This is a genomic window from Sphaerisporangium sp. NBC_01403, from assembly GCF_045040145.1.
GTDB classification, from domain to species: domain Bacteria; phylum Actinomycetota; class Actinomycetes; order Streptosporangiales; family Streptosporangiaceae; genus Sphaerisporangium; species Sphaerisporangium viridialbum.
Genome location: NZ_CP109534.1, coordinates 6,953,049 through 6,966,961 on the forward strand (window position 1 = coordinate 6,953,049; position 13,913 = coordinate 6,966,961).

The 13,913-nt window shown below is 70.9% G+C and carries 15 protein-coding genes; 7 read left to right on the forward strand and 8 right to left on the reverse strand.

The window, feature by feature from the left end:
* Positions 1–60 precede the first annotated feature (60 nt).
* From OG589_RS31060 to OG589_RS31070, 3 genes are all read left to right on the forward strand, one after another.
* Complete coding sequence (locus OG589_RS31060; RefSeq protein ID WP_405141491.1) at positions 61–1,371, forward strand: zinc-dependent metalloprotease; 1,311 nt, start codon at positions 61–63, stop codon at positions 1,369–1,371.
* Positions 1,368–1,910 carry an NUDIX hydrolase gene (locus tag OG589_RS31065; protein WP_405141492.1) on the forward strand — a complete coding sequence of 181 codons (543 nt, stop codon included), beginning with the start codon at positions 1,368–1,370 and terminating at the stop codon, positions 1,908–1,910. Before OG589_RS31060 ends, OG589_RS31065 begins: the two co-directional genes overlap by 4 nt.
* A gap of 92 nt (positions 1,911–2,002) precedes the next feature.
* Positions 2,003–3,025: an endonuclease/exonuclease/phosphatase family protein gene (locus OG589_RS31070; protein ID WP_405141494.1), complete on the forward strand. Its 1,023-nt coding sequence runs from the start codon at positions 2,003–2,005 to the stop codon at positions 3,023–3,025.
* Here the strand turns inward: OG589_RS31070 and OG589_RS31075 are convergent.
* Entirely contained in the window at positions 3,022–3,612 is a 591-nt protein-coding gene (locus OG589_RS31075; protein WP_405141495.1) for a DUF2064 domain-containing protein, read from the reverse strand. The genes OG589_RS31070 and OG589_RS31075 overlap by 4 nt on opposite strands.
* Positions 3,606–4,121 carry a M48 family metallopeptidase gene (locus OG589_RS31080; RefSeq protein WP_405141496.1) on the reverse strand — a complete coding sequence of 172 codons (516 nt, stop codon included), beginning with the start codon at positions 4,119–4,121 and terminating at the stop codon, positions 3,606–3,608. The genes OG589_RS31075 and OG589_RS31080 overlap by 7 nt, the downstream gene beginning before the upstream one ends.
* Positions 4,122–4,379: 258 nt before the next feature.
* On the opposite strand from OG589_RS31080, the gene OG589_RS31085 reads away from it, so the two are divergent.
* Together OG589_RS31085 and OG589_RS31090 are read left to right on the forward strand one after the other, a co-directional pair.
* On the forward strand, positions 4,380–5,504 hold the full coding sequence (locus tag OG589_RS31085; protein WP_405141497.1) for a ThiF family adenylyltransferase: 1,125 nt from the start codon (positions 4,380–4,382) through the stop codon (positions 5,502–5,504).
* Complete coding sequence (locus OG589_RS31090) at positions 5,501–6,844, forward strand: ABC1 kinase family protein (RefSeq protein WP_405141498.1); 1,344 nt, start codon at positions 5,501–5,503, stop codon at positions 6,842–6,844. Before OG589_RS31085 ends, OG589_RS31090 begins: the two co-directional genes overlap by 4 nt.
* Before the next feature lie 159 nt (positions 6,845–7,003).
* On the opposite strand, the gene OG589_RS31095 is transcribed toward OG589_RS31090, so the two are convergent.
* From OG589_RS31095 to OG589_RS31115, 5 genes are all read right to left on the reverse strand, one after another.
* A complete protein-coding gene (locus OG589_RS31095) occupies positions 7,004–7,198 on the reverse strand; it encodes a hypothetical protein (RefSeq protein ID WP_405141500.1) in 195 nt (64 codons plus the stop codon).
* A gap of 52 nt (positions 7,199–7,250) precedes the next feature.
* Positions 7,251–7,520 (reverse strand): WhiB family transcriptional regulator, encoded by a 270-nt coding sequence (locus OG589_RS31100; RefSeq protein WP_358547093.1) that lies wholly within the window; start codon positions 7,518–7,520, stop codon positions 7,251–7,253.
* A 128-nt stretch (positions 7,521–7,648) separates the two neighbouring features.
* Complete coding sequence (locus OG589_RS31105; protein ID WP_405141501.1) at positions 7,649–7,987, reverse strand: hypothetical protein; 339 nt, start codon at positions 7,985–7,987, stop codon at positions 7,649–7,651.
* Between the two features lie 111 nt (positions 7,988–8,098).
* Positions 8,099–8,971 (reverse strand): acyl-CoA thioesterase, encoded by an 873-nt coding sequence (locus OG589_RS31110; protein WP_405141502.1) that lies wholly within the window; start codon positions 8,969–8,971, stop codon positions 8,099–8,101.
* Positions 8,968–11,034 (reverse strand): ATP-dependent DNA helicase UvrD2, encoded by a 2,067-nt coding sequence (locus OG589_RS31115; protein WP_405141503.1) that lies wholly within the window; start codon positions 11,032–11,034, stop codon positions 8,968–8,970. The genes OG589_RS31110 and OG589_RS31115 overlap by 4 nt, the downstream gene beginning before the upstream one ends.
* A gap of 210 nt (positions 11,035–11,244) precedes the next feature.
* Between OG589_RS31115 and OG589_RS31120 the strand changes: the two genes are divergently transcribed.
* Both OG589_RS31120 and OG589_RS31125 read left to right on the forward strand, forming a co-directional pair.
* On the forward strand, positions 11,245–12,360 hold the full coding sequence (locus OG589_RS31120) for an alpha/beta hydrolase (RefSeq protein WP_405141505.1): 1,116 nt from the start codon (positions 11,245–11,247) through the stop codon (positions 12,358–12,360).
* Between the two features lie 82 nt (positions 12,361–12,442).
* The gene (locus OG589_RS31125) at positions 12,443–12,688 is read left to right on the forward strand and encodes a mycoredoxin (RefSeq protein ID WP_405141507.1); all 246 of its coding nucleotides are present in this window, start codon (positions 12,443–12,445) and stop codon (positions 12,686–12,688) included.
* Positions 12,689–12,845: 157 nt separating this feature from the next.
* Here the strand turns inward: OG589_RS31125 and nudC are convergent, their stop codons facing one another.
* The gene (gene nudC, locus OG589_RS31130) at positions 12,846–13,832 is read right to left on the reverse strand and encodes an NAD(+) diphosphatase (RefSeq protein ID WP_405141508.1); all 987 of its coding nucleotides are present in this window, start codon (positions 13,830–13,832) and stop codon (positions 12,846–12,848) included.
* Positions 13,833–13,913 lie beyond the last annotated feature (81 nt).

Below are 13,913 nucleotides of genomic sequence, written 5' to 3' on the forward strand. Positions count from 1 at the left end.
CCGCCCTACGACGGATAACGTGGCGGATGTGGACTCCTCCATCCTGCACGAGGTAGAGCGGTGACTGACCTGCCAGGTCGCGAAAACGACCCCAACGAGAATCCGTTCGCGATGTTCGGCGACCCGGAGCAGATGGCCGCGGCCATGCGCCAGTTCGCCGACATGCTCTCGGCCCCGGCGGGCTCTGGGCCCGTCAATTGGGATATGGCCAAGAACATCGCGCGCCACGCCGTGGTCGCCGAAGGCGATCCGAGCGTCATGGAAGGCGAGCGCCGCCAGATCGTCGAAGCGCTACGCCTCGCCGACCTCTGGCTGAACGAGGTCACCGAGTTGCCGAGCGGCCTCACCAACCCGGAGGCGTGGAGCCGTTCGGAGTGGATCGAGAAGACCGTCCCGGTCTGGAAGCGGCTCTGCGACCCGATCGCCGAGCGCATGGTCGAGACCATGGGCGGCGCCCTCGGCGGCGCCGGTCTCGGCGGCGAGGCCCAGGCGATGGCCGCGCAGCTCGGGCCGCTGATGGGCATGATGCGCCAGATGGGCGGCATGATGGTCGGCACCCAGATCGGCCAGGCCCTCGGCACGCTCGCCCCCGAGGTGATCGGCTCCTCCGACATCGGGCTGCCGCTCTCGGAGACCGCTGCGCTGCTGCCCGGCGGCATCGCCGCGTTCAGCCACGGCCTCGAGATCCCCGCCGAGGAGATCCGCCTGTACCTGGCGCTCAGGGAGGCCGCGCACCATCGCCTCTTCCAGCACGTGCCGTGGCTGCGCACCCAGCTCTTCGGCGCCGTCGAGGAGTACGCCAAGGGCATCACCGTGGACACCTCCGCGCTGGAGGAGCAGATCCGCGGGCTCGACATCAGCAACCCCGAGCAGATCCAGGAGGCCCTGAGCGGCGGGGCGCTGCTCAAGCCCGAGGAGACCGACCGCCAGAAGGCCGCGCTCGCGCGGCTGGAGACCATCCTCGCCCTGGTCGAGGGCTGGGTCGGCACGGTGGTCGACTCCGCCGCCGAGGGCAAGCTGCCCTCCGCCGCCGCGCTGTCCGAGACGGTACGGCGGCGCCGCGCCACCGGAGGGCCGGCTGAGCGCACCTTCGCCACGCTCGTGGGGCTGGAGCTCCGTCCGCGTCGCCTGCGGGAGGCCGCCGCGCTCTGGCAGGCCCTCGCCGCCGACCGCGGCGTCGACGGGCGCGACGCGGTGTGGTCCCACCCCGACCTCATGCCGACCGCCGGCGACCTCGACGATCCCCAGGCCTTCGTCCGGGGCGAGGCGAGGTTCGACCTCTCGTCGTTCGAGGACCAGGGCGGGCGGGAGCCCGGCAAGCCCGGCGACACCCCGGAGGAGCCGGGCTCGAAGGAGCCCGGCGGCGAATGACGCTGCGCGACGACGCCCGAGCCGCGCTGAGCCTGTGGACCGCGCCCACCCCCGCCGAGGAGTTGCTCCGCAAGGAGTTCGTGGAGCACCTGCACGCGTTCGACGACGCGATGTGGCGCTCGTGCGCGGCGGGGCACCTCACGGCCACCACGGCGGTGCTGTCGCACGACGGTGACAAGGTGCTGCTCACCCTGCACGCGAAGGCCCAGATGTGGCTGCCCATGGGCGGGCACTGCGAGTTCTCCGACGAGTCGCTCGAAGCCGCCGCGCTACGCGAGGCCACCGAGGAGTCCGGCATCCCCGGGCTCAGACTGCTGCCGGGGCCGCTCGCGCTCGACCGCCACCGGGTGTGGTGCCACCCGCCGCACAGCTGGCACCTCGACGTCGAGTACGGCGCGGTGGCGCCGCCGGGGGCCGAGTTCGTGATCAGTGACGAGTCGCTCGATCTGCGGTGGGTGCCGGTGGACGACATCCCCGAGCCGACGGACGAGGCGACCCGCAGGCTCGCCCGGCGGGCGAGGGCGCTCGTGCTGTCCTGACACGCCCGGCCTGTGGCTCCGGCTTCTTCACGCCGTTCCTACATTCGCTCGATAGGGTCGTGGTCGGAACACCGACCCGAATCTTGAGATGGGTGAACGCCACGGCCGAGACACAGGTGGGCGGCGTGATAGTGACCCCTTCCCGCCCGCGACGGCTCCGACTGCGCGTGCCGGGCACACTGGCCTGGCTCGCGGTGACGCCGTTCGCCGTCTGGGCGGTCACCCGGGTGGGCGGCCTGGAGCGCGGGTCCTTCTCCGAGCAGATCATGACGGCCACGCCGTATGCCGCGGCGGGGTCGCTGCTGCCGGTGCTGCTGTCGGTCCTGTCCAAGAAGAAGGCCGTGACCGCCGTCGCGGTCGCCACGTCCGTGGCGCTGGGGTGCAGCGTGCTCCCCCGCGCCTTCGGGGACGCCCAGGTCACGTCCGGGCGGCCCTTCACGGTGCTCACCGCGAACCTCTTCTTCGGCCACGGTGACGCGGGCACCGTCGTCGACCTGGTCCGCCGGCACCGCCCCGACATCCTCAACACCCAGGAGCTCACTCCGGGGGCGGTGGCCGATCTCGACGCGGCGGGGCTGAAGGAGCTGATGCCCTACCGCTACCTGCAGGACGAGTGGAGCGCGGCGGGCAGCGGCATCTACTCCAGCCATCCGATCACCCGGCTCGACGGGCTGTTCCAGGTGATCGGCCACAACATGCCCGCGGTGCGGCTGAGCCTGCCCGGCGGGCCCGAGGTCGAGGTCGTCGATGTGCACACGCTTCCCCCGCTGGGCCGTCAGGTCACCCAGTGGACCGCGGGGTTGCGGGCGCTGCCGCCGGGGCCCTCGTCTGGACCGTTCCGCATCCTGGCCGGCGACTTCAACGCGAGCCTCGACCACGCCGAGCTGCGGCGCCTGATCGCGCGGGGTTACCACGACGCGGGCGACACGACCGGCAACGGCCTGACCCCCACCTGGCCCGCCAACAAGCGGGTGCCCCCGATGATCACGATCGACCACGTGCTCGCCGACCATCGCGTGTCCGTGCTGGGCTACCACGTGTACGACGTTCCCGGCACCGACCACCGGGCCGTGCTGACCCGGCTGTCGCTGCCGGCCGGGGGCGGCGGGGTCTAGGCGCTGAGGAGCGCCCGGGTGTTCTCCCAGCCTTCGAGGCCGGGGTCCAGCCGGGCGATGTCGCCGGGTCCGCGCAGCCGATGCCAGCCGGGGCCGGTGGCAACCATGCGGCTCCCGGGCGCCTGGCCGCGCAGCCGTACGACCACGTCGGGGTCGTCGAAGCCGGCCGAGGCCCACTCGGGGAACGGCAGCCTGGCGGCCATCGCCACCGCGCCGCCGTCGGCGGCCGGGCAGACGGCGATGGGCGCGCGGCCCAGCTCGCGGAAGAGCTTGCCGATCAGCAGCGGGGGCAGGTCGGGCGCGTCGCCGCTGATCACGACCGCCTCCTCGCCGTACGGCTGGAGGGCCGCGAAGGCCTCGGCGGGGCCGGCGGAACCGGAGAGCGCGATCACCCGCGTGCCCGGCCAGGCGAGGTCGTCCAGCCCGTCGACACCGGCGGCGAGGATCACCGGCTCCACCAGGTCGAGCCCGGCCACGATCTCGTAGGTGTCCTCCGCCAGGGCGAGCAGGAACTCGGCGGGATCGACCCCGGGCGGCGCCCCCTTGCCCATCTCCGGCGTGACCAGGACGGCCGCGAGCCTCAACACTCCTCCACTGAACCGTTGGCCGCCATGGAGAACCCCTCCAGGAAGCCACGCGCGCGCTCGGCCTTGGGGTAGCGCTCCACCAGCGCCCAGAATCGGGGACCATGGCTCGGCACCAGCAGGTGCACCAGCTCATGCATGATCACATAGTCGACCACCCAGGCGGGCATGCCACGCAGACGCGTCGAGAGGCGGATGCTGCCGTGGTCAGGGGTGCACGACCCCCAGCGGTGCCGCTGGTTGTCCACCCATCGCACGCTGGTGGGCCACGCCTGGTCATCGAGGTAGCGGGTGGCCAGCTCTCGGGCCCGGCCGAGCAGATCGTCGTCGCTGGGCCGCCTGCGCTGCTCCTTGGCCGCGAGCCGGTCGAGCATGCGGCGCACCCATTGTTCCTCATCCACTCTGCTCAGACCGGCAGGCAGGAGCACGATGGTCTTGTCGCCATCGCGGTATGCGGATACGGTCCGCCGTCGGCGTGCACTCCGGCGGACCTCGACTGTCTCGGGGGGCACATATGCACGGTAGCCGAGACTTCTGGGATTCCACAGGGGGTGAATCACGTTTTCGCTGGTCAATCCGCGTTCGCGTAATGTTCAACAATCACATCGCTCACAACTGCCCCACGAGTTGGTGAGCAAGGGACGGACGAGACGTGACCGGTCCGCCGTTGTTCGCGCAGGGCGCATCGCCCCCCGGTCGCCCCCGGAGTTATCCACAGGTGGGCACAACCGGCCCCGGCTCGTGGTGGAGATGTGCCAGGCTGCGCGACCGTGACCACGCCAACGCCTCCCACGCCCCGCCCCTCCCGGCAGCCCGTCCGGCCCAGGCTGAAGCCCGCGCTGCGCCGGGTCGACCGCGACGACCGCACCCTGCAGCTCGGCGTCCATCCTCTCCGTGCCGTCGTGCTGACCGAGCTCGAACCCCGCATGCGCAGGTTCGTCGAGAGCCTCGACGGCACGCGCACGCTCGACGAGCTGATCGCCCGAGGCGAGCTCGACGAGGGCACCGTCCACCAGGTCATGCGCATGCTGACCGAGCGCGGGCTGCTCGACGACGCGTCGGTGCGGCCGGAGCCGCTGCGCGGGCTGTCCGCCGCCGAGCGCGACCGGCTCGCGCCCGACCTGGCCGCCCTGTCCCTGTCCGCCGCCGACGCGGGCGACGGCGGGCTCGCGGCGCTGGAGCGTCGCCGCGCCGCCTACGTCCGGGTGTACGGCGCGGGCCGGGTCGGCGCCCAGATCGTCGCCCTCCTCGCCGCCGCGGGTGTCGGCCACCTGTGCGTGATCGATCCGGGCACGGCCCGCCACGAGGACGTCGTGCCGGGCGGGCTCTCCTTCGCGGAGGTCGGGCGCGGCAGGCAGGAGGGCGCGGTGGCGGTGGCCCGCCGGGTGGCACCGGGCGTCAACGCCTGGACGGGGCGCACGGCCTCGCAGCTCACCGACGGCGCCCGCCGTCCCGACCTGGTGATCCTGGCTCCCGTGGGCCCGCTCGACGGTGTGGTGACCCGCGAGCTCGTGGCCCTCGGCATCCCTCACCTGCTCGTGACGGCGGGCGAGGGGGTCGGCTCGGTGGGCCCGCTGGTGCTCCCGGGGCGCACCTCCTGCCTGCGGTGCCTGGAGCTGACCCGGCGCGACCGCGACCCGTCGTGGCCGGTCGTGGGCGCACGGCTCGGCGGCTTCCCCGCGGGCGAGATCGCCTGCGACACGGTGCTGTCAACGCTGGTCGCGGCGCAGGCGACCGGCCACGCGCTGGGTTCTGTCGACGGCCTGGAGCCCGTTGTGACCAACAGCACAGTTGACGTAATGCCTGATTGGCGTTGGAAAAAACGCTCGTGGAGCACTCATCCGCAATGTCGTTGTAGTCGAAACCAGTTTGGTCCGCTAACAATGGTCGCGTGAGTGACTTCCCCCAACATGCCGTGACGCGTTCCGCCAAGCTGGCGACGCTCCCCCTGGGGTTCGCCGGCCGCACCGCTCTCGGGCTCGGCAAACGGATCGGTGGGAAGTCCGCCGAGATCGTCGCCCAGGAGATCCAGCAGCGCACCTCCGAGCAGATCTTCCGGGTCCTCGGCGAGCTCAAGGGCGGGGCGATGAAGCTCGGCCAGGCGCTGTCGATCTTCGAGGCGGCACTCCCGTCCGAGATCGCCGGTCCCTACCGCGCGACGCTCACCAAGCTGCAGGACGCGGCGCCGCCGCTGCCGGCGTCCACGGTGCACGCGGTCCTCACCGAGCAGCTCGGCGACGACTGGCGGGAGAACTTCCTGGAGTTCGACGACGCCCCCACCGCCGCCGCCTCGATCGGCCAGGTGCACAAGGCCGTCTGGCACGACGGCAGGGAGGTCGCCGTCAAGATCCAGTACCCCGGCGCGGGCAAGGCGCTGCTGGCCGACTTCAACCAGCTCGCGAGGCTCGGGAAGCTCTTCGGGGTGCTGCTGCCGGGGCTCGACATCAAGGCCGTGGTCGGCGAGCTGAGAGAGCGGGTCTCGGAGGAACTCGACTACCTCAGGGAGGCGGAGGCCCAGCACGGCTTCGCCACGGCGTTCCACGACGACCCCGACTTCCGCGTGCCGGACGTCATCGCCGCCAACGAGCAGATCCTGGTCACCGAGTGGATGGACGGCACGCCGCTCTCCAAGATCATCACTGACGGCACCAAGGAGCAGCGCGACCGCGCCGGGCTGCTGTTCGTGCGCTTCCTGTTCAGCTCACCCGCCCGCGCCGGCATGCTGCACGCCGACCCTCACCCCGGCAACTTCCGCGTCCTGCCCGACGGCCGCCTGGGAGTGCTCGACTTCGGCGCGGTGAACCGCATGCCCGACGGCTACCCCGAGGTCTTCGGCACGCTGACCCGCATCTTCAACAAGGGCGACATGAGCACCGTCGTCCAGGGCCTTCGCGACGAGGGGTTCATCCGCCCCCACATCGAGGTCGACACCGAGGCGCTGCGCGCCTTCCTCGCCCCGTACGTCGAGCCCACCCAGGTGGAGGAGTTCACGTTCAGCCGCGAGTGGCTCCAGCGGCAGGTCGCGACCGTGACCGATCTGCGCCCGACCAACGTCGTGCGCCAGCTCAACCTGCCGCCCTCGTACGTGCTGATCAACCGGGTGCACGCCGCGGGCGTCGGCGTGCTGTGCCAGCTCGGCGCCACGGCGCGCTTCCGTGCCGAGGTCGTCCGATGGGTCCCCGGCTTCGCCGACGACGACCCAGAAGGCAGGACCACCGCGCTCGCCGCCTCCTGAGCGGTCATTGGGTTAGTCGCCCGATCCGACCGGTGGGATCGAATGCGCAAAGGGCGGATCCGATTTTCGGATCCGCCCCTTGAATTGTCACTCGGACGCGATGGTCATGGCCTTTCCACGAGCAAGCGGCGCCATGAGCACAGTCGGGTCCTCGTCGCGTCAGACCATGCGCGCGAGCGCCTGCCGCAAGCGTACGGAAGCGCGTTCTGCCTGCTTGCGGGCCTTTTGCACGCGGACGATGCGGTTGACGAGCCGTTGCTCCTCAGCCTCGCGGTGAAGGGTTTGTATTCGATCGTGAACCAGTTCTTTGTGCATATAAGGCATCTGGTTGGTCCAAGAAGGAATGGTGGTCATTGGAGTGGTCCTTTCGAAGGTCTCTGGCTTTGCTGAAGGGTTGAGAGGTGTTTCAGGCTGCGACCGGGGTCTTACGAGGACGCCCACGCGGCCGCTTCTTCGGTACGACGGTTCCCCTGAGAACGAGCTCCCCGCCCCAGACGCCCCACGGCTCCTCGCGCTCCAGCGCGCGGGCCAGGCAGGCCTTCTGGATCGGGCACCCACCACAGAGTGCCTTGGCGAACTCGACGTCGTCGGGGGACTCGGCGAACCACAGGTCGGGGTCGGTACGACACGGGATATCGGCTTCGTCGACCAGGTCCATGGTCGTCCAAACCGCCATCTGCGTCACCTTTCTGTCTGCTGCTGATCTGGTCTCTTACCTCTTGAGGTGGTCGGATCTGGCGGCCGAACAACAAGAAGGCCGCGGATCCTGGTACGGATCCGCGGCCTGGAGGCTCTATCAACCGGTCAGGTTATGACCGGTTGCCTCCAGGGTGGCGGACCCTGCACCCCACCATTGGCGGTGCTCGTGGTCTGCGGGTCGCCGACCTGTCGCTCGAAAGCGATCGGGTGGTCGGTGACCATGGCGGTGTCGCCGTAGGCGAAGGCGGCCGAGCCCAGGGCAGCCTGGACGCGGGCAGTCTTCTCCTGCCGAAGTTTCGCCGGGCCATCGGCGGTGAGGCCAAGGGACACGGGCGCGATCGGAGCGGTCAGGCTCCGCTCAGCTGCGGCGGGAACGACAGTGCTGCTGCTCCGCAGGGAAGCGAGCCACGGCGTGGCGAACATCGGAATCAGAATCGTCTTCACTGGACTCACCTCCCAATCGAGTGCGGGGTCGGACGGGGATCGTCCGACCGGCTTGTGCAAGACTCTAAACGCGGATCACGCAGCCCGGCAACACATTTTCTACCTGCGATTTCACGGATTCGCGACACGAATCATGCACTCCTGCACGACCGAGACCGCGAGCTCTCCCGTGGGGGTGAACATCTGCCCCTGGGCGAGCCCCCGCGCGTTGCCGGACCACGGCGACTCCTGCGCGTACAGCACCCAGTCGTCGACCTTGAGCGGGCGGTGGAACCACATGGCGTGGTCGAGGGAGGCGCCGGTGACGTTCGAGGCGCCCCAGGCGAGGCCGTGCGTCAGCAGCACGGTGTCGACCAGCGTGTAGTCGGAGGCGTAGGCGGCCAGCACGACGTGCAGGAGCGGGTCGTCCGGCAGGTCGGCGTCGTAGCGGAACCACACCTGCGTCTCGGAGCCGCGCAGCGAGGGGTCGCGGTGGGCCTCCCAGGTGAGCGGCGTGACGTAGCGCGCGTCCACCGGGCGCGGCTTGGCCAGCCAGTCGCTCCACGGCTCGGTGTCGCCCACGAGGTCGCGCATGCGGTCCTGGAAGATCGGCAGCGTCTCGGGGCCGGGCACCGCGGGCATGCTCGCCGCCTGGTGGCTGACGCCCTCCTCGAAGATGTGGAAGGACGCGGACAGCGCGAAGATGGTCTTGCCGTGCTGGATCGCGACCACCCGGCGGGTCGTGAACGACCGCCCGTCGCGGACGCGCTCGACGTTGTAGACGATGGGGATCGCCGGGTCGCCCGGCCTGATGAAGTACGCGTGCAGCGAGTGCACCGTGCGGTCGGAGGGCACCGTGCGCCCCGCCGCCACCAGCGCCTGCGCCGCGACCTGCCCGCCGAAGACCCGCTGGATGCGCTCCTCCGGGCTCCGCCCCCGGAAGATGTCACACTCGATCTGCTCCAGGTCGAGCAGGTCGAGGACCTCCTTGAGCGCCTCGTTCACGTCACTTCCCCTCCGCGGCAGATCTCCAGCACGGCCTCGCCGTACCGCTCCAGCTTGACGCGGCCGATGCCGGCGATCGAGAGCAGGGCTTCCTCGGATGTGGGGACCCGCTCGGCCATCGCCTGGAGCGTAACGTCAGTGAACACGACGTACGCGGGCACCTTTGCCTCTTTCGCCGCGTTCGTACGCCAGAGCTTAAGCCGTTCGAGCAGCTCCTCGTCATAGTCGGCGGGACAGGATGAGCAGCGGCCGAGCTTCTGCTCGGCGCCGATGGTCAGGGTCTTGCCGCAGACCCGGCACTGGATCGTCGTCGCGACGCGCGCCTGGCCGGAGCGGCGGTCTCTGGCCGGCGCGCTCGTACGGCTCACGCCGGGGGTGACGCCGGTGAGGCCGTCCAGGAAACGCGAGGGGCGGCGTGCCTTGCGGCCACCCGGCGAGCGGGCGAGCGCCCAGGACAGGTGGAGGTGGGCGCGCGCGCGGGTGATGCCGACGTAGAGCAGGCGCCGCTCCTCCTCGATCTGCTCGGGGCTCTCGGCGTAGATGATCGGCAGCATGCCGTCGGTGAGACCGACCAGGAAGACCGCGTCCCATTCGAGGCCCTTGGCGGCGTGCAGGGAGGCGAGCGTGACGCCCTCGATCGGGGGGGCGTGCTGCTCGGTGGCGCGGCGCTCCAGCTCGGCGACGAAGCGCGGCAGGTCGCCACCCTCGGCCGCGAGGTCCTCCGCCAGCTCGGCGAGGGCGTTCAGCGACTCCCAGCGCTCGCGGGCGGTGCCGCCGCCGGGCGGCTCGGCCGTGAGCCCGATGCCGGAGAGGATGCCGTGGACGGCCTGCGCGAGCGGCTCCTCGTCGTTGGCCGAGCGGGCGGCCCCCCTCAGCAGCACGACGGCCTGCCGCACCTCGGGGCGTTCGAAGAACCTCTCGGCGCCGCGCAGGAGGTACGGGATGCCCGCCTGGGCGAACGCCTGTTCGTACACCTCGGTCTGGGCGTTGACGCGGAACAGCACCGCGATCTCTCGCGTGGGCACGCCCTGGGCGATCAGCTCCTTGACGCGCCTGGCGACGGTCTCGGCCTCGGCGGGCTCGTCGTCGCACTCGGCGAAGACCGGCACCGGGCCGTCGGGACGCTGCGCGACGAGCTCCAGCCGGTGGGGGGCGCGCGACTTCGCGAGCACTCTGTTGGCCAGGCCGACGACCTGGGGTGTCGAGCGGTAGTCGCGCACCAGCTTGATGACCGTGGAGGAGGGGTGCTCGACGGCGAAGTTGGTGAGGTAGCGCGGGGTCGCGCCACTGAAGGAGTAGATGGTCTGGTTCGGGTCGCCGACGACGCAGATGTCGTCACGACCGCCGAGCCAGGTGTCGAGGAGGAGCTTCTGCAGCGGGTTGACGTCCTGGTACTCGTCGACCACGAAATAGCGGTATTGCCGGCGGATCTGGGAGGCGACCTCCTCGTGCTCGGTCATCACCGCGGCGGTGAGCTCCAGGATGGTCTCGAAGTCGACGAGATGGCGCCGGCGCCTCAGCGTCTCGTACGCCTCGTACAGGCGCGCGACCTCCTCGGGGCCGATCGGGGGCGTGCGGCCGGACTTCGCGGCGAGAACGGGGTAGTCCTCCGGCGCGACCTGGGTGACCTTGGCCCACTCGATCTCGCTCGCCACGTCGCGCAGCTCGCCGCGGTCGGGGCTGCGCCGGAGCTCGCGGCAGGCCTCGACCAGGAGCGGCAGCTTGGACTCGACCACCTTGGGCGGATCGCCGCCGATCACCCGGGGCCAGAAGTAGGTGAGCTGGCGCAGGGCCGCGGCGTGGAAGGTGCGCGTCTGGACGCCGCTGGCGCCGAGCTCGCGCAGGCGTTGCTTGAGCTCGCCCGCGGCACGTGTGGTGAAGGTCACCGCCAGGACGCCCTGCGCGTCGACCACACCGGTGCGGACGGCGTGGGCGATGCGGTGGGTGATCGCCCGGGTCTTGCCCGTGCCCGCACCGGCGAGCACGCAGACCGGCCCCCGCACCGCCTCGGCCACTTCGCGCTGCTCCGGGTCGAGCCCGGCGAGGGCGTCTTCGCGCTCCAACTGGGCCTCCTAACGTGCGATGCGGACGGGGGTGCTGGCATCATCCTTCCAGCAGCGAACCACGCGCGTGGCTTCTCATGTGCACAACCCAGGGCCCTACGGGCATCATCGAAGGCACCGGGTTGTCCGCGACGCGGGGTCAGCGCGTGCACAAGTGAGGCATTTTGCCCCACAATGGGGTGCCATGATTACGGGGAAGGAAAGAGCCCAGTGAGAAGCGCGGTAACGGTGGGATCGCTCGCTCTGGCTGCTGCCGTCGCCCTGGCACCCGCGGTCGCGTCGCCGGCGGGAGCGGTGACCGCGCCGACGCCCACCCCCACCCCCACTCCCACTCCCACCCCGAGCGCCACTCCCTCAGAGGACGTGCTGGCCTCGACGGTGGTCCGCACCTACTCCTATGGACGGCAGTCCGCGCACCAGCGCATGGACGTGTGGTGGCAGCCCGACGCCGGGCGCAGGCCGGGAGTGTTCGTCATCCACGGCGGCTGGTGGAGCGGTGGCGACAAGAAGTACATGACCGAGGTCACCCGCATGTACGCCTCGATGGGCTACACGGTCTTCAACATCAACTACCGGCTCTCGCAGGAAGCGCCGTGGCCGGCGCAGCGCACCGACACGCTGTCGGCCATCGCCACCGCCCGCAGGCACGCCGACCTGTTCTCCTTCGACCCCGACCGCTACGTCGTCATCGGGTTCTCGGCGGGCGGCCACCTCGCGACCGCCGTCGGCACGTACAAGGACGGCCTCCCGGGGCTGCGCGGCGTCGTCGGGATCTCCCCCGTCGTGTCCCCGCTCACCGCGTACTCCGACGGTGACGAGGGGGCCGACTACGACCAGCGCAAGCTCCGCCAGTCCGCCATCGCGCTCGCGGGCCACTGCCGCCCGACCGGCGCGTGCGCGAAGGTCTGGGCCAGCATGGAGGTGCCCTGGCACGCGAGCGCGCACGACGCGCCCGTGCTGACCGTGCACTCCAAGGACGAGTTCGTCCCCGCCTACCAGAGCGAGTTGCTGAAGGAGCAGCTCAACCAGGTCGGCGTGGCCATGAACATCCGCGTCGTGCCGGGCATCAACCACAGCGCGCCGCTCTACCGCGAGCCGGGTGTGGCGACGGGCATCGCCGAGTGGGTCGCGGGCAAGCTCGCGCCGCCCGCCCAGCCTAAGACCTCCGCTTCGCCGAAGACCTCTACCCAGCAGAAGACCTCTACCCAGGCGAAGACGGCGGCCCAGCAGAAGGCGGTCACCCGGCGGGAGGCCGGCGCACAGCGGGAGACGGCGAGCCGGCTGCCCGCACTGCACAAGGTCAGCGCCCGGAGATCCGTCCTCTAGAGTGCGGGAACACGAGCGATCCTCATGGTGTTGCCAGCTAGTGCCAACGCCACTCGGAGGACGTGAAGGGAAAAATCACGCTATGGCGCTCAAGGTCTACACCACCAGCTGGTGCGGTCCGTGCAAGCGGCTGAAGAGCCAGCTGGCGCGCGAAGGCATCTCCTACCAGGAGATCGACATCGAGGCCAACCCCGACGCGGCGAAGTTCGTCATGAGCGTCAACGGCGGGAACCAGGTGGTCCCCACCGTCGTGCTCGAAGACGGCACCGCACTCACCAATCCCTCCGTCATCCAGTTGAAGGGTCTGCTCGCACGGGCCCAGGCCTGACGCGGCCACGGCAAGATCACCGGCGATCGGGGTTCTCCCCGGTCGCCGTTCGACGTTCACGGGGCAGCGCGTACGGCCGTACCGGCTCGCGCGGGTGACATGCGCGGGAGGCGCGTACGGCCGTGCCCACTCGCCGGGACGCTCACCGGCGGGGGCGTCACCAGTCGCCGGACAGGTACGAGCCGTACCAGGTCTCGATGAGGCGGCGGGCGATGGAGACGCCGGGCGGGAGCCGCAGCTCGCCGTTCTCCACGGCGGCGCCCAGCTCGGCACGGGTGACCCAGAACGCCTCGGCGATCTCCTCGGGATCACAGATGATCTTCGTGGTGGTGGCCTGCGCGAAGAAGCCGAGCATCAGGCTGCGCGGGAAGGGCCACGGCTGGCTTCCCATGTAGCGGGGAGCGGTGACGGTGACCCCCACCTCCTCGAACACCTCGCGCGCGACGGCCTGCTCCAGCGACTCGCCGGGCTCCACGAACCCCGCGAGGACCGAGAACCGTCCCTCGGGCCACTGCGGGCCTCGGGCGAGAAGGCAGCGGTCGCGGCCGTCGTGGACCAGCATGATGACGGCGGGGTCGACCCGGGGGAAGTGCTGGCTGCCGTCCTCTGGGCAGACCCGCATGTGACCGCCGGCGATGACGGTCGTGGGGCTGCCGCACCTCGGGCAGTGGTCGTGGGTGGCGTGCCACGCCTCCAGGGCGACGGCGTTGACCAGCAGCCCGGCGTCGCGGTCTCCGAGCGCGGCCCCCGCCTTGCGCAGCCCCTCGGAGGCGACGTCGGCCCAGTCGGGGACGTCCTGGATCGCCCCGGCGACCTCGGTGCCCTCGGGCAGCGGCAGCGGAGCGGGGAGGGGCAGCGGGGCCTCGACCGCGACGGCGAAGTAGGCGACGCCCTGCGGGTCGACGCCAAGGAGGTAGCGCTCGCCCGCGGGGGCCTGGTGCGGGGCGAGGAACACCAGCTCGGCCGTGCCGTTGTGGCGGCGGATCAGCGTGTTGCCGTCGTTGATGAGCAGGACGCGGGTGCCGGGGTCGGCCCAGGCGGACTTCAGCCAGGCCTCGTCGTTTCGATGAAGGGCGGACCTGTCGACCCCCCCTCGCGCCAGAAGCAAGGGCCCGAGCAGCCCCTCTTGCGAGATCTCCTCCACGTGCGCCTCCTCCCAGCAGACTGCCCATCCTATGCCGCTCCAGAGGACCGACCGAAATGCCTGCCCCACCAACGACAACAC

Bases quoted from the DNA above. Each gene is read 5' to 3' on its own strand.
- OG589_RS31065 (WP_405141492.1), top strand. From the start codon at position 1,368: ATGACGCTGCGCGACGACGCCCGAGCCGCGCTGAGCCTGTGGACCGCG.
- OG589_RS31095 (WP_405141500.1), bottom strand. From the start codon at position 7,198: ATGACCACCATTCCTTCTTGGACCAACCAGATGCCTTATATGCACAAA.
- OG589_RS31100 (WP_358547093.1), bottom strand. From the start codon at position 7,520: ATGGCGGTTTGGACGACCATGGACCTGGTCGACGAAGCCGATATCCCG.
- OG589_RS31125 (WP_405141507.1), top strand. From the start codon at position 12,443: ATGGCGCTCAAGGTCTACACCACCAGCTGGTGCGGTCCGTGCAAGCGG.